Raw genomic sequence first — 22,072 nt, forward strand, 5'->3', positions numbered from 1 at the left:
GCAGTTTAGCAAAACAGTGCTGGTTGATAAAAGCTTTGCAACAATTAAATGATTTTCCATCAACTCATCACGAAAAAAAGGGGCGAAGAAAAGGAAATGAAAGGGGGTCGGTGACATTTTTAAAAATGGCCAACCCGACTCCTCTCTTTCTTCTTTTTTTGTCACCGACCCCAGTGTTTCGTCTCGTTAAAAAAAAAGGGGTCGGTGACATTTTTAAAAATGGCCAACCCGACTCCTCTCTTTCTTCTTTTTTGTCACCGACCCCAGTGTTTCGTCTCGTTAAGGAAAAAAGGGGGTCGGTGACATTTTTAAAAATGGCCAACCCGATTACTTTCTTCCTTCTTTTTTTGTCACCGACCCCAGTGTTTCGTCTCGTTAAGGAAAAAAAGGAAAAAAAGGGGTCGGTGACATTTATAAAAATGGCCAACCCGATTCCTCTCTTTCTTCTTTTTTTGTCACCGACCCCGGTTTTCCCGTTTTTTATGCCACAGCATGCAAATAACTAAGGCAACAATACCACTTGCGTAAGTCGCGTATAACGGGATAAGAGTAGGTTTGTCTTCTGGATAAGGGGAAGTATTTGATAAATACCACGCGGCAATTGCGCCAACAGCAAGCCAAATAGCTGCGGCAGTTTGCTTATATTTTGGCGCGGTAAAATAGCCGGTAAGCACAACGCAAAAAGCGGCAAAAGAGCCAATAAAAGGCTTTTTCCAAACACCGGCCAAATCTGCCAACATACCACCGGCCACGGCTGAAATAACAAAAACGGTAATAACAGCAATAATTGAAACAATAAAACCTTTAGCTTGGCTCATACGCTCCCCTTTGAAAAGTAATGAATATAAATCTTTTATATTCATTACCATACACCTAACTAGGGGAAAAGTAATACAAAAAAGTGACGTCAATAACGATATAAACGTCAGCCTTTTTAAATACTCACATGGTGAACGAAGCGAGTCTTCTTAGAAATATTTTACCCATTTCATATCGGTTGCCCGTTTAAACTCAGCAAACTTTTTACAGGGCCAATAAAGCGCCAAAACTAATAGCGCAGAAAAAAGCCAAACTTGCCAAATATATTCAAAGGCAAAATACCCCTGTTGCTCACTGCCATAAAAAGTATTAGGTCCCCAAATAAAGTAGCTAAATGAGTAAATAATAAGTAGCGCGTACAAGTGCAAAATATAAAAGAACATTGGCGCAGAGCCTAAGGTATTCACTTTATGTAACCAAGCCCCTTTTGCGGTTTCTAGCCAGGCTAATGTTAACGCGCCAATACCAAGAGCAAACAATAAAAAGTTAAGTGATGGCGGATACTTGGTGTAGTTGAAAAAGTCCATAACGGTCAGCAAAAAGCTAGATTGCTGAGCCCAGTCGAGTGTTTCACCGTAAATATTAAAACCGCGCAATACACATAATAACGCCAATAAACTCACGCCAGCTTTCAGTAATATTGATTTGCGCTCAGCAGCATTAAAACGTGAAGAAAATAACGGCCCAACCGCGTAACCTAGCATAATCACGCCAATCCAAGGCAGTACGGGATACGATACTTTTACATTCACTAAAGCGCCGGTCACAAGAAAGCCACGATCGTGCAATATCGTCCAAATACTATAACTGAGCTCATCAGGGCGAAATTCAATCGGCGATAATAAATTATGACCAACAACAATCGCTAGCCCAATAAAAATAAGCCAAAAACGCGGTAAGTAAGCCGCACCCGCAAGCGCTATCATGCTTAAGCCAATCGCCCAAATAACTTGTAAATACACAGTATGATAGGCGCCAAACCAAGAAAAATTGATCAAGGTAACTTCTAATAAAATTAATATAAGGCCACGTTTAAGTAAGAAACTTTGCGCTGAACGTTTAACACCACTGCGAGGGTTGGCGTATAACCAAGCAGACATGCCGGTAAGAAAAACAAAAATCGGCGCACACAGGTGAGCACTTAAACGGGTAAAAAATAATTCAGGATCTGTGGTGTTGATGTCCATCGGATCGAACACTTGCTTATGCAAAAAGAAGCGCTCGCGAACGTGATCAACCAGCATAAGTAAAATTACAAATCCGCGAAGAATATCAATAGAAGCAATTCGGGTAGTTTTATTGTCTGTCATCTTTTATTCAATGCCTCTTGCGAGGCATTTTTCGTTAGGGTTACTTAAAAAATATAGCTAATGCTTGCTTTAACACGCCTTGGTTGCCCGGGCATGGTCCACAAAGCCGAATAGGAATTAGCGAAATAGTCTTCATCAAATAAATTTTCGACGCTAGCCTGAAGTGTTACCTTATCGTTAATGTCTAGCGTACCGAATAAATTCACAATTGTATAACTAGGTAGCTTATAAGTTGGATCAATGGTTTCACCTAAACGCTCGCTCACGCTCAATACATGCCCGCCAAATAATACGTTTTTATCGGCTAGTTCCGTAAAGTGAGTCAACGACATATTAAGCGTATGTTTAGGAACATTAATTAACTGGCTGTTCGCAGGAATATCAACGCCCCAATCGGGGTTGGTCATATCGTTTAAGGTATGCGCGTCGATATAGGTATAACTGACATCTAATACCGTGTTATCGGTAATATTAAATTGCGAGTCAAGCTCTATGCCAGAACTTTGCGCTTCACCTAAGGCAGTAGAGAATCCAGAATTAACCGGATCTGCGGTTAATATGTTAGATTTTTCGGTTTTAAATACCGCTAAGGTTCCGCTAAAGGCTTCATTAAACACTGACCATTTAACACCCGCTTCTATCGATTCGCTTTTTTCAGGTTCAAAAGCATTATTGTTTACATCTGCCCCGGTGTTTGGTCTAAAACCTTCAGCATAATTTGAGTAAATACTAACGCCGTTATCCATGTCATATGAAACGCCAATTCTTGGATTTACCTCAGACTTTGACTGGCTAACTAACGTGCCGTTAAAGTTATTAATAAGGTCTTGCTCGAATTCATCAAAACGCACGCCAACTAGTAAATTAACCCGTTGAGTTAACGCCATTTGATCTTGCAAATACAGCCCAAAAGCCTTTTGTTTTTCAAGATTATCCTGTGTTGGCGAGGTGGCAGGGGCTGTTTGCCCGTAAACAGGATTGTATGCATTAATTGAATAAGTGGCATCACCACTGCCCCACGCGGTACGCCATCTTTCTTGAATTGAATGTAATTCATAGTCGTAGCCGTCTGCGCCAATTAAAACATTATGCTGCGCGCCAAACGCACTAAAAAAGCCGCTAAGTTCGGCTCTTAAAGAAGCATCTTTTGCGTCGTAGTCGCGGAAACGTCGTTGGCGGCTAACCGTTTCACCGTCAACATAAAGTAATTGTCTGCCCGGGGATAATTCAATTTCAGACGAGTAGCCTTCTAACGACGAATCTCTATAACCGGCACCAAATGATACAGACCAGTCAGTATTAATTTGATGCTGCAAACTAAGCTGATGCCCCATAGCATCTACATTCATCGGGCCATCACTTGGCTCACCGAAGAAGTTTTCTTTTGGAATATCAACACCTGGTAATACCGGTATGCCGCGATCAAACGGTATTTCTTGGTCGACATATTCAAGTTCATAAGTCAGCGTTGTCGAATCACTTAGCTTGGCAAATATAGACGGCGTTAACGCTGTTTTTTGACTTTCTACGGTATGCCTAAAACTGTCTGAAGTTTCGTGGGCGCCATTAATTCTAAATGCGATATTATCACTAATCCCGTTAGTATAATCACCTTCAAAACGTTGATAAGCATCTTCACCTGCAGTAAGTGTAATATAACCTTGCTGATCAAATTGTGGCTTTTTGGTAATAATATTAACTGTACCGCCTGGCTCGCCTCGGCCATAAAGCGCTGACGCAGGACCTTTTAATACCTCAATAGCTTCAATATTTGAGGTATCTCTTAAGCCGCTATAACCACGGCCGGCACTAAAACCATTAATTAAATACGCTGATGGCAGGTTTTCATCACCCGAAAAGCCACGTATAGCAAAGCTTTCCCATAAGCCACCAAAATTATTTTGACGCGCTAAACTGCTGTCGAGACTAAGTGCCGTTTGAAAGTTTGAAATTCCCATACCAGTAAGTTTCTCGGTGGAAATTACCTTAACAGCTTGCGGAAGTTCTTTAATTGAGACATTGCCTCGGTAGGCTTGTTTATGGCTAATAACTTCAATTTTTTCAATGTTATCTAGTGCGTTATCTTCTGCCATAGCTTGTGCTGATATCAAGCTAGGGAGCAAAACGGCTATTGCGCTTTTACTCTTTTTTATTGTGTTGTTATACAAAGTTTCATCCCTTACCACTAAAATTTGCACAAGATGATATACGTTATGTTATAACATAACAATTATTTAACTAAATGAATTGAAAAAATGATTTTAATAGATAAAGGTCAACGCTATGCACTTAAGCAAAAATTGGCTTAACTTTTAACGTAGCGGTAATTAATGATGCTTGTTATTGCTTATGCTCTAGCAATAAATTTCGATAGGCAGATGGGCTGTGACCGACCACTTTTTTGAATGCGGTATTAAAGGTTGATTTAGAGTTAAATCCTACATCGTAGGCGATATTGATAATGAGTTTGTCGGTATTTTGCAACGCCTTCTTCGCCTCTTCCACCCTAAAGCCATTTACGAACTGGAAAAACTTGGTATTTAAAAATTGCGACAGGGTTTCTGAAATATGATTTTCAGTTTCTGCTATAGATACGGATAACTTGTTAAGGGATAAGTTTTCTTGCAAAAATAACTTATCTTCGGTCATGGCATGTTCAAGCTTCGCCGCAATAAGTTGCATTTTTTCATCGCTCAGTATCGCCGTGCGAGGTTGACTAGCACGAGGTAAGGCTTTGTCTGCCGCTTTCAGCACTTTTTGACGTAACGCTTTTTGTATAAAAATAGCTAAGCCAATAGCTTCAAATACCGGCAATAACTTACCCGAGCCAAACCAAAACCAACCAAGGGCATTGAGGAAAAACTCAACCGCATACATTAACCATACCGCGCCCCAAATAATCAGCACTGTGCTAAACCAGCCTAACGAACGCTGTTCAATTTCAGAAAAACGCTCCATTAATTGCTGGCGATGATCTCGATGAAGCTTCAACGCCAATAAGAGAAATATTACAGTAAAGGCAATAAATAGTATGGTAGCGAAAAGACATGTCAGTAGCGCAATTTGCCAAAGCTGCGGGTCTCTGGTGAGTGGGTTAGCGAGTGCCAACTTCTCTTCAGACGTTATTAACAACATAAAAGGTAGCATCGCCAAAATCACTAAAATGGGGCCTGAGACTGCCAATGCTTTAAGCCGCTTATTAATTTTGGCGTCAGGCGACATAGTGGCATGCGCATAAAAATACAGCGCAGGCCCGAGCAATACTCTAAACGGAAATTGCAAGCCCGCTAAGGCAGGCGCATAGGCATAAGCCCCAGAAGAAATAAATAACTCGCCAGCTAAATGAATAAGTAATAACAGCAGCAAACCTTTTAGAAAAAGGTTTTGTCGCTCGTTTGGTCGTTGAAATACCTCTAAGAGCGCGATGGTTGTCATTCCTATCATGCAGGAATACAAAACTGTAGAAAAAACGGCGACCATGCAATTACCAAAGGCTGAGTGATTTTGTAACTAAAATGATTATAAAGTTAAATAGTTTTTGAATCTATAGTTCAGCAAACGGGTAACCTTGCCCTTTTCTGTTTAGCCGGTGTTATTGATCGCTTGGCGCAATAACAAGAAAAACTATTATGCTGTTTCTTGTTTCCATGTCGCGGCTAAATAAATAATCAATAAGCCGGTAGCAATTTCAAAAAAGCTGAAAAACATATAATAAAGAGTGCCGCCCATTATCACGGTGAAGGTTTGCACTGACGTGGTAATAATTCCGGCAACAAGATTAAAGTATTTATTGAAGGGGAATGTTAAACACTTTGACAAAACAATCATGATCATTGGAATTTGCATGATCATCGAGAACATTAATAAAAACTCTTCGGTGATGTTCATGTTGCCAACATTGCCCGATAAAAACGCTTTTAGGTATTTAGCATCGTGCAAAATAAACACATCACAATAAATGTAATTCACCGTTAAGTAGATCCAAAGTAGCGACAGCAAGCTTGCGCGATCACCCGTAAATTGAAACATCTTCATTATATTCCTCTTTTTATGTTGTTTGTTTTAATAACTCGATTTAAGAGCAAAGGTACATAAATTAAGGGATGTTTACGTATTAATGGGCATATTCGAACGTATTAATTGACTTATTTTTGAAAAAGTTGTGTTTTTTCCCGTCAGGCTTATTCGAAGAAGGAATTTATCGGTGCTGCTATTAATGGTATGTATCTAGTGAAGAAAAATTTAAATAATTCCCTAGGAGTAGAAGAAGTAGAAAAAGGATCGCCCATTAATCAGCCCTGTTTTGCTTTGCTTCGACAAGCTCAGCATGAACGGGAATTCTTAAAATTAAAACGGTAGCTTTTATTCAAAATTATTTAATACGCTCTTCTAACAGACCTAATTCTTGAATGTATTGGCGTTTGGCTTTCTTAATTTGTGGCGTCATATCAATGTAGTCTTGCGTATCAATATTAAAGTGCGCGCGCCATTGGGCTATTGCAAACTGCCAAAGTTGTTCAAAACGACCTTTGTATGTTTTTTGTCGTTTAACCTGTTTACCATTAACCGTAAATTGCGCAATAAGCACGATGCTTTTCTTCGCCGTTAAATAGCGAATGCCGATACCGGTTAATTTATCATTAGGACAAAAATATTGAGGGGAACGTAAACTTGAAAGCTCGCGCTTTTTTTTGTCGAGTTGACTTTGTAACGCTAAAGCCTTGTTTTCATCTTTGGCATAAAGTTGATACTCAATACCATTGATTTTTTTATAGGCCCGATAACCACCTGTAGCGTGCGGGTGAACTGCCATAATTCTATTCTCACTAGCCTGAAAAATCACTTCAAACTATATATATTAAAAATCAAAAAATGTTGTCTACTCCTTTAGAATTGAACCTTGCTAATAGCTCAGATGTTCATACCAAATATTCACCAATCACCTTAAAAAGCGTGAATTGATTATTTGTTAAACAATCTAACTACCAGTAACCTTCCCAACGTATAGCTTAGTGCTTTGTAACTACTTTGTAAATAAAATGAAAGCTAGGCAGGCCGGTTCAAGCCTACTCTGAAAGTAGGTATACAATAGCTAAAACGGTACAAATCAACTGTAATTCATTGTTATTAGAAAGCTATATTTTAATTGTCAGCAATGAAGGTTTCTGTGAAATTCGCGGCAAGAATATAGCCTATCAACAAAAAAGGCGAATCATTTCTGATCCGCCTCTTTAATTACTGTTTGATATTTTTAGGTTAAAAAGCCTAAAACTTACTGTTTACGGCGTCTATTAAAACCTAAACCAGCAAGACCTGCGAATATAAGTAATAACGATGAAGGCTCTGGAACCGATGAAGGTGCTGTTATACGGTACGCAGCTAACGCACTGGCTTGCGAATTGTATTCAACCAATTGATCGCCGCTTTGCCCTGCCCATAAACCATTATCAGGATTTGAACCCCCACAGCCAACCCAGTAACAACCAAAATAGTTAGTTCCAACAACACTAAATGTATTACCAGCAGAGGTTAAAGAAACGCTTTGACCGTCTAAACTTACGTCACCACCTATGCTCGACCATGAAGTGACGAGAAAGTCAGTTATGGTGTCGCCAGTAACCGATATATTGGTTGAAACAACATCCGCAAAGCTAAAAGATGAACCCGCGACGGCGTCAATTTCAATGGTACCTGTTGCTCTTAATGTATTGTCGAAGCTAGCTGTAATGCTTGAATCTTCCGACATATCACCTGTCCAATAAAAATCGAAGATAATACCTGCATTTGCTTGTGTTGACGCAAGCATAAATAACGCGACTAAACATTTACCTAAATTCTTCATAAAATCCCTTATTTTCGTAAAACTATTATTTATGTAACAAAAGCAATATATGTGCCTCATTATTTTTTTCGTTTTATAACTGTAAGTTGCAACGACTTCCCCTCTCTTTATTAAGCTAAACAACAAGGACCGTAAAAAAAGCCGACAGTTAACTATAAGCATTTGCATAACATCGAGTTTTCAAACACATAGCATTTTTTAGGCAGCTTTAATTTACTTGTATAAATCGCCCTACTTTCGCCTTCATTAATTCGTCAGCCATTAGCCAAGCTCATCCATTAAATTTTGCCGATACTCATTACACTTTTATAACGTGGTATCAATTGAGCAGAGCCACCGCAGTTGCTACATTCAAGACAGATGATTTAACAGTTCCCATGCATTTCTAATATATGGCGTTGGTGCAATAGCAAAGGGCTTTTGGTCAACCAATTCAAGAAATGATAGTTCGTAAAAACGAAATTTTTAACTATATTTTTTATATTCATTGCAGATTCAATAGAGGAATCATATGAGCAACAAATCAGAAGGTAAATGTCCATTCGTTCATGGTAGTAATACTCAAATGGGAGGACATGGCACAAAAAATATGGATTGGTGGCCTGAGCAGCTTAATTTAAAAATTCTCCGCCAGAATGATCAAAAATCAGATCCAATGGATGAAGGGTTTGATTACGCTGAAGCATTCAACAAACTCGACTTGCAAGCATTAAAGCATGACCTATATGACTTAATGACTGACTCTCAAGATTGGTGGCCAGCAGACTATGGCCATTATGGGCCATTATTTATTCGTATGGCATGGCACAGTGCTGGTACCTACCGCACCGGCGATGGCCGAGGTGGTGCATCAACAGGTACGCAACGATTTGCGCCTTTAAATAGCTGGCCGGATAACGGCAATTTAGATAAAGCCAGAAGACTGTTATGGCCAATTAAACAGAAATACGGCAAAGCAATTTCTTGGGCAGACCTAATGATCTTAGCCGGTAACTGTGCGATTGAGTCTATGGGGCTGCCAACGTTTGGTTTTGGCGGCGGTAGAGCTGACGTTTGGCAACCAGAAGAAGATATTTACTGGGGCGCTGAAACAAAATGGTTAACCGATGATCGTTACAGCGGTGAACGCGATTTAGAAAACCCATTAGCCGCGGTTGAAATGGGGCTTATTTACGTTAATCCAGAAGGTCCAAATGGCGAACCTAGCGCCATAGCGTCAGGTAAAGATATTCGTGAAACCTTTGCTCGCATGGCGATGAATGACGAAGAAACGGTTGCCTTAATTGCGGGTGGTCATACATTTGGTAAATGTCATGGTGCCGGTGATGCCGCTCATGTAGGACCTGAACCCGAAGCCGCTGCGCTTGAAGAAATGGGCTTAGGTTGGATAAGTTCACATGGTTCAGGCAGCGGCAACGATACCATAACCAGTGGTATTGAAGGCGCTTGGACAGCCAACCCAACCCAGTGGGACATGGGTTATTTTGATGTATTATTTGGCTACGACTGGGATCTTGTTAAAAGCCCAGCAGGCGCTTGGCAATGGGTACCGGTAAGTCCAAGTGATGAACATTTAGCGCCAAGTGCACATGACGAATCGAAAAAAGTGACCACGATCATGACCACCGCAGATATGGCAATGAGAATGGACCCAATTTATGGCCCTATCTCAAAACGATTCCATGAAAATCCAGACCAATTCGCTGATGCTTTTGCACGAGCTTGGTTTAAATTAACCCACCGAGATATGGGACCAAAAGCGTGCTATTTAGGCGAAGAAGTGCCAACAGAAACATTAATTTGGCAAGACCCTGTTCCAGCTTCAACTTATCAACTAACTGACAGTGACATTGCCTTATTGAAGCAACAACTGGCTGATTCAGATTTAAGTATTTCTGAAATGGCATACACTGCATGGTCGTCAGCTTCTACTTATCGCCAATCAGATAAACGTGGCGGTGCAAACGGGGCTAGAATCGCCTTAGCGCCGCAAAAAGACTGGCAAGTTAACCAACCAACGCAACTAGCTAACGTGTTATCTAAACTTTCAGCCATTGCTGCAAGTTTTAAAGACGGTGATAAAGTGGTTTCACTTGCTGATCTTATTGTACTCGCCGGCAACGTTGCGGTTGAACAAGCTGCAAAAGCCGCTGGAGTTGATATCGACGTGCCATTTAATGCAGGTCGCACTGATGCCACACAAGCACAAACCGATGCTGAGTCGTTTTCAGTATTAGAAGCTAAAGTTGACGGTTTTAGAAACTATATACCGACAGAGGCAGCAATTTCGCCTGAAGAAGTATTGCTTGATAAAGCCCATTTACTGAGCCTAACTGCACCGGAATTAACTGTGTTAATTGGTGGCCTACGCGCAATTAATGTTAACTTTGAGCAAAGCGACTTAGGCATTTTAACTAAGAACAGTGGCGCATTGACGAATGATTATTTTGTTAACTTGTTGGATATTAGCACCAAATGGACTCAAGACAGTAAAAAGCATCACTTTGTTGGCGCAGATAGAGCAACAGGTGAGCAAAAATGGTCAGCAACAAGTGTTGATTTAGCCTTTGGTTCAAACTCTGAATTACGTGCTATTTCAGAAGTTTATGCAAGCGCTGATGCAAAAGAAAAGTTTGTTAACGACTTCGTTAACGCATGGGTTAAAGTGATGGAACTTGATCGTTACGATCTAAAATAATCATCAGCTTTGGTTCTACAAAGGCAGCAATCGCTGCCTTTTTCATTAGAGCGTGTTGATCTTTGTGGTATGAATTTTGTCCGATTTAAACGTTTTCTGATCGCGGCACTAACTTGAAGGCATAGTGGTTCTCGGCTTTGGTTCCAAACGTCGCCCTACCTCCTCAATCCCTTGAGTCGTACGTCTAAAGTTAGTAACAAAGAGCAGGAAGCGTTTAAATGGATCCTTCGGACAGCGTTTGTTTGCCATTTCTACTGCGTTGCCCCACATGGATGTGGGGTAAGGTGACTTTGCAGGAGCATAAAGTCTTTATCACTCATTTATGTAGAATAACTACACCACAATCGCTCTACCTTGTATAAATGGCAAACAATTCGCTGCAAAAACATACACCAAAGGTCAACACGCTCTAGCTTCAGTTCAGTTTTACTAACCTGTTGAGGTTTGCTAATTAGTTTGCTATTCAATTTACCTGACACTTTGCTTTGTTCTTGCTTAAAAAATAACTGACGCACCAAGGTGAAGTGCCCGAGGTTGGCCGCCAAAAAAACGATACGACCCAAAAGCATAATCCGCGCGACTGGCATATTTTTCATCGGTAAGGTTTTCAATTCGCGCAAATAAACGGACGCTGTTATTTAACTGCGTAGAACCTCTAAGTTGCAATAAATCATGCCCTGCGTAGTCATGCTCATTAGCAGGATCTAAATAATACTCCCCCATATGCAACCATTCCAATTCAAGCTGACTATCATCAGTGGGTTGCCAAATAAAACGAATATTGGCTAATTGCTCTGGCGCTGTATCAACATCATTGCCTTTAACAATGCCACTACTTGCTTGGTTAAATGCATACTCATGTTGGCCATAACTATAATTTACGCCAAGCCTTAACTGTTCAGTAAAATCATAATTAACGCTTAATTCAAGACCAGTATGAGAGGTTTTACCATCAGTCACATTTAAGCCGTCAGCATCACGAAAAAAGAAATTATTTTTAGTCATCGAATAGACAACCGCTTCATAGGTTAATTTAGCGCTTGCGCCACGCAAACCAAGCTCTGCGCTATCAAGTTGTTCTGACTTTATCTCACCGATTTCTTGCTGTTTTTGTAACCGATACATATCTGTGGCTTGTGGCGCTCTAAAACCTTGCGACCAAGCGCCAAAAAAGGCGATATTATTATTAAGGCGATAATTAAAACCTAACTTGGTACTGGTATTGTCAAAGTTATCATTACTGTCTTCTGGTCGTTTAAATAAACACTCAATTGGCTCGTTGTTATTATTTACACACGCGCTACCGTCAGCTTTGCTTGTGCCATCAGTAAGTAAATTATCATATCGATATTGGGTTGCATCAAAACGCACACTGCCGGTAAATTTAAGCTTTGCGCTTAACTGCCAATCGGCCTGAAGATAAGGCGCAAGCGTTGAAGCAGAAACATTATAATCATAATGAAGGCCCTGTTGGCGCGCTTTACCCCAACTATAAGTGTCTGGCTGTTGCTGGGTTTGGGTTAATTCACCATCTGTCCATTCAAGGTCAATGCCCGTCACTAAAGCAAGATTTTCATGCACCTGCCAGTGGTATCGATTAGCTAGGCCAACGCTATAGTGACTATTTTCTTCAATCGCTTTTGATGGCAAATAGTGTTGCCTAAATTCCATTTGATTCGTACGAAAATAAGGGGTGATGGTAAAGCTTCTATACTCATTTAATTGACGTTGCCAACGGCTTGCGATACGAACAGATGACCATTTTCGATAGGCGTCTGTGTCACAGTTTTTGGTCATCGCATGGCGATCTTTATACAGGTTTTCTGCCGTGAAACTTGAGCTGTAACATAATGAGCCATTATCGCTAGACGAAATAAACCCTGCGGTATTTTGATCAAGCACAAAACCAGAAACTAGCGTTTTAACGTGATCATTGCCATTTACATAATCATGCCGTACGCCTAACTTTAATGAAGTAAAATCGCTATTATCACGATATCCGCCATCATCAATGGCTTGAAAATTACCACTTACGCCATGCTCATCTGACTCGCGGCCGAATGTGCCTTGCAGTTGGTACCTTTGATTTGGCCCCGCAAGAAAAGTGACATCGCCGCCATTGTGTGGCGCTTTAGTTAACACGTTAACCACACCATGCACTGCATTTGAGCCATAAATCGCACTGGCAGGCCCGCGAATAATTTCAACTTCTTGTGCCTGAGCAAGGTTTAACTCAGACAAACCATTGTTATTAGCAAAACCTGCTGCGCGGGTGGCAATGCCCTCTTCCATAAATAAGAATGCACCAGCAGCGCCCGGGCCGGTTAACACAGGAGAGCGCAGCGAAGGTAGCGACTCCATGCCGTTATTGGCTTGAACATGAACGCCGGTTGCTCGGTTTAAAATATCACTAGGGTGTACTGCAGCAACGGTGGCAATATCGTCACTTGAAATTCGGTCGATATTGCCTGCTAACGAGAACAAATTTGTCTGTTGATGGCTGCCGGTTACGACAATAACTTCGGATACAGCATCAGCACTAGTTAACTTCGTCGTTTCAGGTTTTTCCATGGCAGCCAATACAGAGCAATTTACCATGGACAAACAAGCCAATGTAAACACTGAAAGCGGTGATTGTGGCAACATCTTGTATCCTATTTTAATTATTATTAGTCATCTAGGCTTGCGCTTTGATATTCACGATGAGCATCTTATAACTACTTTAGTGCTTACTAAATACTTGAATGCTAAATATTTGAATGCCAAATGCTTGAAACAGCAGTGCATAGTAAACAGACTCAGCTATTTTGTACTTAGCATATCCCACATATTCAAACATTTTGCTCTTCACTTCATCAACTTACCTGTTTAAGCGCATGGCTAGGATCGTTAGGGGTTTTGACATTTGCGCGATGAATAATATAGGCGCGCAATGCACCTACTTCATCAGCACTGTTCTTGTCACTAAAGCTCGACATGCCTTTACTTGCTAACGCTCCTTCTAACACCACCGCATTAAATGATTCTCGCTGATGGATGAAGGCACTGTATCGCAGAGCAGAAAAGCCCTTATGAAAAACTAAGGTCAAAAGTGCTAACCTAGTTTTGAACTAATCAGTGGATGTCGCAGAAAAGACGACTTTGACTAAAAGCCACTTATTATGATTTAAATTATTTCATCTAATGCGACACGTTTAATTTATTTTTATTGCACACCATTAAATCACTAAATAGTACTCATGGCGCTAAAAAGCAACTTATTGGCGTTTAAATACAAGCCTAGCTTGTAGCCTTGATAGTAACTTAGTAAATAGGCATTGATTCAAATAATAAATAGATATCAAAGAATTTCTGCATATAAACGGGCACATCGGCCTTATAGCAAGGGGAAAGTATGAGTACTACAACAAAAATGACCAAAACTGCATTAGCAGTGGCATTAGCAACAACACTTGGCTCGCAAGGCGTTTACGCTGAAGAAGCAGCTGACAAAGACAGTGGTTTAGAAGTTATCATGGTAACCGCGCAGAAAAGGGTTCAGAACGTAAAAGAAGTTCCTATTTCTATGAGCGCGGTTAACCAAGAAAAACTATTAGAGAATAATATTAGCAATACCGAAGAGCTTTCAGCGTACATAGCTAACTTTTCAGTCAGTGAATCTGGCCAAGGCTATAACGTGATTATGCGTGGTTTAGGCTCAGGTGCAAACCAAGGTTTTGAACAAACCGTAGGTACATTTGTTGACGGCATATACCGTGGCCGAGGCCATTTAATGCGTAGTGCCTTTTTTGACTTAGAGCGTGTTGAAGTATTACGTGGTCCGCAAAGTGCCTTATTTGGCAAAAATACCACGGCGGGTGCGCTTAACCTAACCAGCGCAAAACCAACAGAAGACTTACAAGGTTATATAAATACTAGTTACGACTTTACCTTTGGCGAAACAACCGTTGAAGGTGCAGTATCTAATTCACTAACTGATAACTTACAAGGCCGCATCGCCTTAAAGTTAAATGATGGTGGTGGTTTTCAAACCAATACCTTAACCGGTGAAGATGAAGTACAACATGAAACTTACAATGCCCGTTTAACCTTAGCTTGGCAGCCAACCAGCGATATTAATGTAATATTTAGTGCTCAGCATGATAAAGACAAGCTCAAAGGTTATGCACCAAGTCAGGCTTATGTAGCACCAGATTTAGTTGAACTTGCTTTTGCTCCTGGTATGGAAGAAGCAATGGCACCAATTCGTGGCATTTTAGATTTACTGAAAGACTATGAAATTGACGATAAATCTCATAAAGCGGATCCTTCTGTTGGTGAACTAGAACGTGCTACGTTTGAAGCGGATCACTTAACGTTAAATGTTGAATACGACATGGGCGATGTGATGATGACCTCAATTACTGGTTATCAAAGCTATTTACTTGATCAAACCAATGATGCTGATATGGGCGCATTGAATAACGTTTATCGCGACTTAGGCATTGAAGATTTCACTCAAATTAGCCAAGAAATTCGTTTTACTTCAGCTTATGACGGTCCATTTAATTATATCGCCGGTCTTTATTACCAAGAAACCGAATTAGATTATGATGAAGTCTATCGTGTTTACCCTATCTTTTTAGATGGAGCGCGTGAATTTGATACTGAGTCAGACACAAAAGCGGCTTTTGCTCAATTTAATTATGAATTTTCAAAACAATGGGAATTAACCGCTGGCCTGCGTTATTCAATTGAAGACAAAAAAGGTATTCGTAACTTTCAAGCAAACTATATAAATACAGATACGGCCTTTATTGATTATGCTGATCCGGTATTTCCAGGCGGTCCGACAGGTCCTCAATGGGCTGCGTTTGTCGCTGGGAATTTTGATATAATGGATCATAATTTAGCGGGTGAACGCACAGAGAAAAGTTTCACACCATCAGTTAATTTAAAATATAAACTTGATGACATGATGTTTTATGGCTCTGTTTCTACAGGTGCAAAAGCCGGCGGCTTTGACGCACGAGCTAACAACAACAGCTTAGACGGTTTTGAGTTTGAAGATGAAGCAGTAACTTCATATGAAGTCGGCGCTAAGTTTACCCTTGATGACGGCTTAGCCGATATTAATGTTGCTGTTTTCAATATGGTATTTGAAGACTTACAAACCTCCGTATTTGATGGAAACGCTGGTTTCTTTGTTAAAAATGGTGCAGAAGCGACTACACGAGGCGTTGAACTAGATGGCCGCTGGGCTTTTGCTGATAACTGGTTATTAACCGGTAGTTTAGGTTTATTAGACTTTGAATGGGGTGAGTTTACCGGTGCTAAATGTTTTGCTAGCACAACGTTAACCTCCGACAATGTCCAAGCAGATGGCAGTTGTGATTTATCGGGTGAAACTAACGCTTTTGCGCCTGACCTTTCTGGTAGTATGGCACTAGAATATTACACTGAAATTAGTGACTTATTTGAACTTAAAGCGAGCTTAGACTTACTTCATAAATCAGATTACTACACCAGTGCTGATTTAAACCCATGGACTAAGCAAGACGCTTATACCAAAGTTAATGCTCGTATTTCACTACTTGATATTAATGGCACATGGCAAGTAGCCTTGCTAGGTAAAAACTTGACCGATGAAACGACATTAAGCTTTACCACTGATATGTCATTAATGCCTACCGGTTTTCACAGTATTTGGGTAGAAGAAGGCCGCAGTATTTCAATGCAGTTTAGCTACAACTTTGAATAACGTTTGCTAAATAAAAATTAAGCTTTGTATGTAACAAAGCTTAATTGATAAAAAGGTTTATTGTTTCGGCAATAAACCTTTTTTTATAATGAAATAATCAGTAAAAAATAGTCGGTGAGATAAGTGGCTAAAACGTTTTTTTCCACGCTCTTGGGCTCATACCGTGCCAGCGCTGAAAAGCGTGAGTAAAATTACTAATACACTTAAAACCAAGAATATCAGCTACTTGCGTCAACTGTAAATTAGAGTGGCGCAAATAATGTTCGGCGACTTGTTTTCTAGCGCCATCAAATAAGGTCTGAAAGCTAGTGCCTTGCTCGCTTAATTTTCGTTGTAAGCTGCGCGGGCTCATTGCCATTAATTGCGCAATAGATGCTAGGCTAGTTTGCCCAGTCGGCATAATTTTATGGATCATGCCTTGTACCCGCAAAGGTAAATCTTCAGTATGTTGAGCTTGCATGGCGTTTAACTGGCGTTCAACGAGATTATGCAAAGCCGCGTCTGCTTTGGGTAAAGGCGAATTTAAGGTTGAGGCGTCAAACAGAATGCCATTATGTTCTGCGTCGAATCGTGGCATCATGCCAAATAGCTGACTGTAACGACGACGTTCATCCGGCAATACACTGTGTTGTAAATAAAGCTCTGTTGGCTTCCAGTTATTACCAAGAAAGGTTCTCATCATGCGAATACCTATCGCACAAGCGTTGTCCATAACTTGACGTGCACTTGAGGCGGTTGGCGCAATAATTTCATACGATAACATGCCATGACCATCAAAGCGGCTCAGTTGCACGCGGGCACCACTGGTTTGCAAAGTAAAATGGCTTTGCATAGCTTGCAAGGCATCTTCCAAAGTCGAACTACTTGATACCAAATACTCCGTTGGCCCAATCACGCGAATGCCTTGCTCTAAGCCAAATTCGGCACCTAAAAAAGCATTGTTGGTCTCGACAGCGCTAAGCTCTAGTAGCTTAACAAAATTGCTATAAGGTAAGTATAAATCAGGCTCTTTCAAGTACACCGGAGCCAGACCAGCCAGATCCATCAATCGGTATGGATCTTCCCCATATCGTCTAATGATGTCATCAAAACCAATTAATGCTGATGCTCGAATTAACGCTGCCATGTATTACAACTCATTTTATAACCCCACCGACTATCAGCGATGTAAGTATAGAACCCAAAATAACTTTTCTTTTTAAACACTATAAGAGAACTAAGATCTTGTCAATTTGTGCAAAACTGTTGTTAAACGTAGCCTCCCTTTCACAACAGAAAAAAAAGACACGTCACCAAAACTATAATTAACAACAACTTAAATCAAAATCCTTAGTATTAACAAACAAGATAAAAAGCTCCATTGTAACTCAAATGTTGCCATTCATGGTCATTTTACCGCCAACAATGGCGCGTACAAGCAAAAATATGGCGTGATTATACAAATTAGTAAAGAGTTTGCCCGTTAAGGTGAGTAGTTAATAACGCTGTATTTAACATTTCAGCAGAGATCACAGAGGATAAAACCATGACTGAGGCAAATAACGGTTTCAAACGATTAGCGATTCTAGGCACACTAGATACACGAGGTGACGAAGTTGCTTTCTTAAAAACACTTATTGAAGCACAAGGGCATCAAGCCGTTGTGATTGATATGGGCGTAATGGGTGAAGTTGAAGGCGTTGCGACATACTCTCGTGAGCAAGTTGCCAGTGCTGGCGGTAAAAACGTAAGCGCACTTATTGCTGCAGCACAAGCGGGTGCCGACCGCGCTGATGCGACCAAAGTGATGATTAACGGTGCAACTAGCATTGTTTCTGGCTTGGTTAAAAGTGGCGAAATTGATGGTATTTTAGGTTTAGGTGGTTCAACTGCTGCAGCAAGTGGCGCAGGCGTAATGGTGAACTTGCCGATCGGTTTTCCTAAATTATTATTAACCACCTTTACCAAACTCGCCCCTATTGGTGAAGCTGATATTACCGTGATGCAAGCGCCAGTTGATTTGGTAGGCATGAACGCGATTGTTGCGCAAGCCCTTAGCCAAGCGGCAGGCGCGTTAATTGGTATGGCGCAGCAGAAGTTGCCTGAGCAATTTGATAAGCCTTTAGTGGGTATTACCGCGTTAGGTGTTACCACGCCTGCGGTGCAAAAAGTGACAACGCAATTAGAACAGCTTGGCTTCGAAGCGGTAGTTTTTCACGCCACCACCGACAAATTAAATACCTTAATTGAAGGCGGCGCGATTAAAGCGGTTATCGACTTAACGAGCTTCGAAACCTTGATCAAAGTTTGTTATACCGACGAACAAATTAAAGCCTTTTCTGGCGCAACCGAAGTTGACAGAACTCGCTTAGCCGCCGCTGAAAAAATGGGCATCCCACAAATTATCGCCCCCGGTGGCCTCGACCTGCATATTCTGCCCGGTGTTGACTCGGTTGAAAAATTACCTGAGCCACTGCAAGGTCGCGCTCATGCCATGCATGGACCTGACATCATGCTGGTTCGCTCTGCGGCCTTAGAAATGGAATATGTCGGTAAAAACATTGCAGAACGTGCCAATCGCATTAGTGACCGCGCTGCGGTAGTTATCCCACTTAATGGCTTTTCTGATGCCAGTCGTGAGGGCAGCCCATTACAAGATAGCGCGGCAGACCAAAGCTTTATCGACGCATTTAAAGGCGACGTAACCGGTGAGGTAAACGTTGTCGAGCTACAAGCCCATATTAATGACGATAGTTTTGCTGATGAAATTATCAAACAATTTAAACACTTAATCGACGAGGAAAAAAACTAATGAAAATTGAACGTCGTGAAATTATTCGAAGACTAAAAGCTGAAATTGACCAAGGTCGTCCTATTTTGGGCGCAGGTTGTAGCGCGGGCCTAATTGCAAAATGCGCCGAAGCCGGCGAAGCCGATGTCATCATTGTTTATAGCACCGGAAAAACTCGTTTAATGGGCGTGCCAACGACCATGATCACCGGTGTTTCAAATCCAATTACCCTAGAAATGGTTGATCAGCTAGATAACGTCGTCAAAGACACGCCATTAATTGCTGGCATTGAAGCCAATGACATTCATTGTTTAGATTTAGAAACCTCGCTTAAACGTTTTGTTGATAAAGGCTTTAGCGGCGTGATCAACTTTCCTACTGTGGGTCTGCGCGAAAATATGTTTGGCGGCGACGACATGCTTGAGCGCAAGCTAACCGAAAGCTTAGCAGCAGGTTATGGCCAAGAGCATTGGGGCTGGTCACGTGAAGTTGAAATGATCCGCATTTTACGCAGCTGGGATATTTTCACCATGGTGTATGTGCTAACTGAAGCTGACGCCAAAGACATGGTTGAAGCTGGCGCTGATGCGGTATGTGTGCATTTTGGTCCAACCGCTGGTGGCCTTGCCGGTTACGACAGCGAAGGCGCAAGCTTAGACGGCATGCTAGCTAAAGCGCAAGGCATTATGGACGCAGCACGTGCAATTAATCCTGATGTTATTTGCTTAATTCACGGTGGTCCATTTTCAGACCCTGAAAGCTTAAAAGTGGTTTATGAAAAAACTGACTTTGAAGGTTTTGTTGCTGCATCAGCGATTGAACGAATTCCGGTAGAAAAAGCGGTGGTTGACGTATGCCAAGGCTTTAAAAACTTATCTTTAGGCAAAGGGAAATAATAGCCTGAATCGTTAATGACAAGGTCTAAAAGAGGTCAGATAAAATGAAAACAAATTGCAAAATGTTAGAGCCATTAAAAATTGGCTCAATGACAGTAAAAAACCGGGTGATGATGCCGGCGATCGAAAACTTGATCAACAATGCCGACGGTAGCGTAAACCAAGCGTTAATTGATTATTACGTGGCTAGAGCACGTGGCGGTGTTGGCATTATTGTGCTGCAAAACAGCTGTGTTGACGCTAACGCCAGTCGTTCAATGTATTGTCAGCTAAAAATTAGCGATGGCCATATGATTTCAGGCCTAAGCCAATTAGTGGAAGCGGTGCACGAGCATGAAGCGAAAATCGTCATGCAAATTGGTCATGGTGGTCGTCAAAGTAACCCTGACGCGTTGCCAAAAGGCGAGACACAAGTAGCGCCGTCACCATTGCCAAGCGGATTTTATGGCATTGAACCGCGTGAATTAACTGTTGATGAAATTGTTGAAATTCAAGACGCCTTTGCCCAAGCCGCCCTTCGCGCCTTAAAAGCCGGCGCAGATGGCGTTGAAATTCACGGCGCCCATGGTTATTTAATTCATCAATTTATTTCGCCGTTATCTAATCAGCGCCAAGACCAATACGGTGGAAGTTTAGAAAATCGCGCACGCTTTTTATTAGAAATTCTAACCAAAGTACGTGAACAAGTGGGCCGTGAATTTGTCGTTGGTTTACGCATCAGCGCTGATGAATTTTTACCAGGCGGCGTGAATGTTGAGTCAGCGGTTGAGAACGCTAAATTAGTGGCCGACACCGGCTTACTCGATTACCTTTCTGTTTCTGCCGGTGTATATGAATCAGCACCGGCGATGTATCCGGTAATGTACGGCGGACGAGGCACTAACGCGCCTTTAGCCGGGGTATTAAAACAAGCCTTACCAGATATGCCAATTGTTGCTGTCGGTGGTTTAGATACCACCACGGGCGAACAAGTTTTGCAAGATAACGACGCAGATTTAATTGCCATTGGTCGTGGCTTAATTGCCGACCCTGAAATTGTTAACAAGTTGGCAGAAAATCGAGTCGCGGATATTCGACCGTGCATCATGTGTAATGAAGTTTGTTTAGGCAATATTATTTTGGGTCGCCCAATGGGCTGTGCGGTAAACCCAGCTTGCGGTAAAGAAAGTAAGCTTGATTTAAGCGCTGCCATTGAAGTTAGCGCACCAGCTAAAAAAGTGATGATCCTTGGCGGCGGTATTGCCGGTATGGAAGCGGCACGTGTTGCTAACTTAAAAGGTCATAAAGTTACCCTTATTGAAAAAAGCGGGCAATTGGGCGGGCATTTAATTGCTGCCTCAGCGTCGCCGTTTAAAACACAATTACGTGAATTTTTAGACTGGGCGGTAACGCAAGCCAATAACAGCAATATTGAAATTCGTTTAAATACTGAAGCAACCCCAGAGATGGTTGCTAATGAAAAACCTGATGCCTTAATCATCGCGCTTGGTTCATCGTGGACCAAACCAATTCAAGGTGACGGTGTTTGCACCGGTGAAGACATTTTAATTGGCGGCAAACACCCAGATGAAAATATCGTTATTGTTGGTGCTGGGGCAAACGGTACTGAACTTGCGCTTGATGTAGCCGCCATGCACGGGCAAAAGGCCACTATTGTTGAAATGCAAGACAGTGTCATGCAAGACATGGAAATGACTCATCAAGCGATATTGGCTGATTTATTAGCTAAACAAGAAATCGACATTATCACCGGTTTTGGCGTGCAAGAAGTCGCTAATGGCGAAGTTCGTTGTCAAAGTAAATCAGGTGAACAGCGCGTTTTAAAAGCCGACACCGTTGCATTATGTACCGGTTTAGCGCCAAGAACAGCATTAGCTGAGTCATTTAAAGGTTTAGCCAACGAAGTTTATACCGTAGGTGATTGCGTATCACCTCGTAAAGTTTACCAAGCGGTGCACGAAGGTTTTCAAGCCGCGATTAAGTTATAACAGCTAGGC

General features: G+C 41.5%; 16 protein-coding genes. 6 read left to right on the forward strand and 10 right to left on the reverse strand.

The genetic code is table 11. From position 1 onward, the window contains the following. The first annotated feature begins 110 nt into the window (after positions 1–110). Complete coding sequence (locus ACRRSQ_RS03275; protein WP_440874273.1) at positions 111–506, forward strand: hypothetical protein; 396 nt, start codon at positions 111–113, stop codon at positions 504–506. Here the strand turns inward: ACRRSQ_RS03275 and ACRRSQ_RS03280 are convergent. The 7 genes from ACRRSQ_RS03280 to ACRRSQ_RS03310 form a co-directional block, all read right to left on the reverse strand. Further along, positions 456–863, reverse strand: coding sequence for a hypothetical protein (locus ACRRSQ_RS03280; protein WP_440874274.1), 408 nt, complete (start codon positions 861–863; stop codon positions 456–458). The two genes, ACRRSQ_RS03275 and ACRRSQ_RS03280, sit on opposite strands and share 51 nt — an antisense overlap. A gap of 105 nt (positions 864–968) precedes the next feature. After that, positions 969–2,129, reverse strand: coding sequence for a DUF1624 domain-containing protein (locus tag ACRRSQ_RS03285; protein ID WP_440874275.1), 1,161 nt, complete (start codon positions 2,127–2,129; stop codon positions 969–971). A gap of 44 nt (positions 2,130–2,173) precedes the next feature. Then, entirely contained in the window at positions 2,174–4,222 is a 2,049-nt protein-coding gene (locus tag ACRRSQ_RS03290) for a TonB-dependent siderophore receptor (protein ID WP_440874276.1), read from the reverse strand. Positions 4,223–4,469: 247 nt separating this feature from the next. Next, complete coding sequence (locus ACRRSQ_RS03295) at positions 4,470–5,573, reverse strand: helix-turn-helix domain-containing protein (RefSeq protein ID WP_440874277.1); 1,104 nt, start codon at positions 5,571–5,573, stop codon at positions 4,470–4,472. 183 nt (positions 5,574–5,756) lie between these two features. Next, positions 5,757–6,164 carry a DUF6326 family protein gene (locus tag ACRRSQ_RS03300; RefSeq protein WP_440874278.1) on the reverse strand — a complete coding sequence of 136 codons (408 nt, stop codon included), beginning with the start codon at positions 6,162–6,164 and terminating at the stop codon, positions 5,757–5,759. Between the two features lie 337 nt (positions 6,165–6,501). Next, positions 6,502–6,942, reverse strand: a complete 441-nt coding sequence (locus ACRRSQ_RS03305; protein ID WP_440874279.1) for a hypothetical protein — start codon at positions 6,940–6,942, stop codon at positions 6,502–6,504. Positions 6,943–7,401: 459 nt separating this feature from the next. Then, positions 7,402–7,971 (reverse strand): PEP-CTERM sorting domain-containing protein, encoded by a 570-nt coding sequence (locus ACRRSQ_RS03310; RefSeq protein WP_440874280.1) that lies wholly within the window; start codon positions 7,969–7,971, stop codon positions 7,402–7,404. 511 nt (positions 7,972–8,482) lie between these two features. Between ACRRSQ_RS03310 and katG the strand changes: the two genes are divergently transcribed. Continuing rightward, positions 8,483–10,669, forward strand: coding sequence for a catalase/peroxidase HPI (gene katG, locus ACRRSQ_RS03315; protein ID WP_440874281.1), 2,187 nt, complete (start codon positions 8,483–8,485; stop codon positions 10,667–10,669). Between the two features lie 495 nt (positions 10,670–11,164). Here the strand turns inward: katG and ACRRSQ_RS03320 are convergent, their stop codons facing one another. Both ACRRSQ_RS03320 and ACRRSQ_RS03325 read right to left on the reverse strand, forming a co-directional pair. Continuing rightward, positions 11,165–13,315 (reverse strand): TonB-dependent receptor, encoded by a 2,151-nt coding sequence (locus ACRRSQ_RS03320; protein WP_440874282.1) that lies wholly within the window; start codon positions 13,313–13,315, stop codon positions 11,165–11,167. 209 nt (positions 13,316–13,524) lie between these two features. Then, a complete protein-coding gene (locus tag ACRRSQ_RS03325) occupies positions 13,525–13,758 on the reverse strand; it encodes a hypothetical protein (RefSeq protein ID WP_440874283.1) in 234 nt (77 codons plus the stop codon). Between the two features lie 305 nt (positions 13,759–14,063). Between ACRRSQ_RS03325 and ACRRSQ_RS03330 the strand changes: the two genes are divergently transcribed. Beyond that, the gene (locus tag ACRRSQ_RS03330) at positions 14,064–16,409 is read left to right on the forward strand and encodes a TonB-dependent receptor (protein WP_440874284.1); all 2,346 of its coding nucleotides are present in this window, start codon (positions 14,064–14,066) and stop codon (positions 16,407–16,409) included. A 127-nt stretch (positions 16,410–16,536) separates the two neighbouring features. Here the strand turns inward: ACRRSQ_RS03330 and ACRRSQ_RS03335 are convergent, their stop codons facing one another. Further along, on the reverse strand, positions 16,537–17,535 hold the full coding sequence (locus ACRRSQ_RS03335) for an AraC family transcriptional regulator (RefSeq protein WP_440874285.1): 999 nt from the start codon (positions 17,533–17,535) through the stop codon (positions 16,537–16,539). Between the two features lie 399 nt (positions 17,536–17,934). On the opposite strand from ACRRSQ_RS03335, the gene ACRRSQ_RS03340 reads away from it, so the two are divergent. The 3 genes from ACRRSQ_RS03340 to ACRRSQ_RS03350 are packed head-to-tail and all read left to right on the forward strand — an operon-like array spanning position 17,935 to position 22,063. Further along, positions 17,935–19,200, forward strand: a complete 1,266-nt coding sequence (locus ACRRSQ_RS03340; RefSeq protein WP_440874286.1) for a Tm-1-like ATP-binding domain-containing protein — start codon at positions 17,935–17,937, stop codon at positions 19,198–19,200. Then, positions 19,200–20,075 (forward strand): phosphoenolpyruvate hydrolase family protein, encoded by an 876-nt coding sequence (locus ACRRSQ_RS03345; protein ID WP_440874287.1) that lies wholly within the window; start codon positions 19,200–19,202, stop codon positions 20,073–20,075. Before ACRRSQ_RS03340 ends, ACRRSQ_RS03345 begins: the two co-directional genes overlap by 1 nt. 44 nt (positions 20,076–20,119) lie before the next feature. Next, complete coding sequence (locus ACRRSQ_RS03350; protein ID WP_440874288.1) at positions 20,120–22,063, forward strand: oxidoreductase; 1,944 nt, start codon at positions 20,120–20,122, stop codon at positions 22,061–22,063. The last annotated feature ends 9 nt before the right edge of the window (positions 22,064–22,072 follow it).

Origin of the sequence: Thalassotalea sp. PLHSN55, assembly GCF_052030545.1 — a bacterium.
Taxonomy (GTDB): Bacteria; Pseudomonadota; Gammaproteobacteria; order Enterobacterales; family Alteromonadaceae; genus CANMXU01.

Coding starts and splice junctions, on each gene's coding strand:
- ACRRSQ_RS03340 (WP_440874286.1), top strand. CDS start 17,935: ATGACTGAGGCAAATAACGGTTTCAAACGATTAGCGATTCTAGGCACA.
- ACRRSQ_RS03330 (WP_440874284.1), top strand. CDS start 14,064: ATGAGTACTACAACAAAAATGACCAAAACTGCATTAGCAGTGGCATTA.
- ACRRSQ_RS03290 (WP_440874276.1), bottom strand. CDS start 4,222: ATGGCAGAAGATAACGCACTAGATAACATTGAAAAAATTGAAGTTATT.
- ACRRSQ_RS03285 (WP_440874275.1), bottom strand. CDS start 2,129: ATGACAGACAATAAAACTACCCGAATTGCTTCTATTGATATTCTTCGC.
- ACRRSQ_RS03335 (WP_440874285.1), bottom strand. CDS start 17,535: ATGGCAGCGTTAATTCGAGCATCAGCATTAATTGGTTTTGATGACATC.
- ACRRSQ_RS03310 (WP_440874280.1), bottom strand. CDS start 7,971: ATGAAGAATTTAGGTAAATGTTTAGTCGCGTTATTTATGCTTGCGTCA.
- katG (WP_440874281.1), top strand. CDS start 8,483: ATGAGCAACAAATCAGAAGGTAAATGTCCATTCGTTCATGGTAGTAAT.
- ACRRSQ_RS03280 (WP_440874274.1), bottom strand. CDS start 863: ATGAATATAAAAGATTTATATTCATTACTTTTCAAAGGGGAGCGTATG.
- ACRRSQ_RS03350 (WP_440874288.1), top strand. CDS start 20,120: ATGAAAACAAATTGCAAAATGTTAGAGCCATTAAAAATTGGCTCAATG.
- ACRRSQ_RS03320 (WP_440874282.1), bottom strand. CDS start 13,315: ATGTTGCCACAATCACCGCTTTCAGTGTTTACATTGGCTTGTTTGTCC.
- ACRRSQ_RS03300 (WP_440874278.1), bottom strand. CDS start 6,164: ATGAAGATGTTTCAATTTACGGGTGATCGCGCAAGCTTGCTGTCGCTA.
- ACRRSQ_RS03305 (WP_440874279.1), bottom strand. CDS start 6,942: ATGGCAGTTCACCCGCACGCTACAGGTGGTTATCGGGCCTATAAAAAA.
- ACRRSQ_RS03345 (WP_440874287.1), top strand. CDS start 19,200: ATGAAAATTGAACGTCGTGAAATTATTCGAAGACTAAAAGCTGAAATT.
- ACRRSQ_RS03295 (WP_440874277.1), bottom strand. CDS start 5,573: ATGATAGGAATGACAACCATCGCGCTCTTAGAGGTATTTCAACGACCA.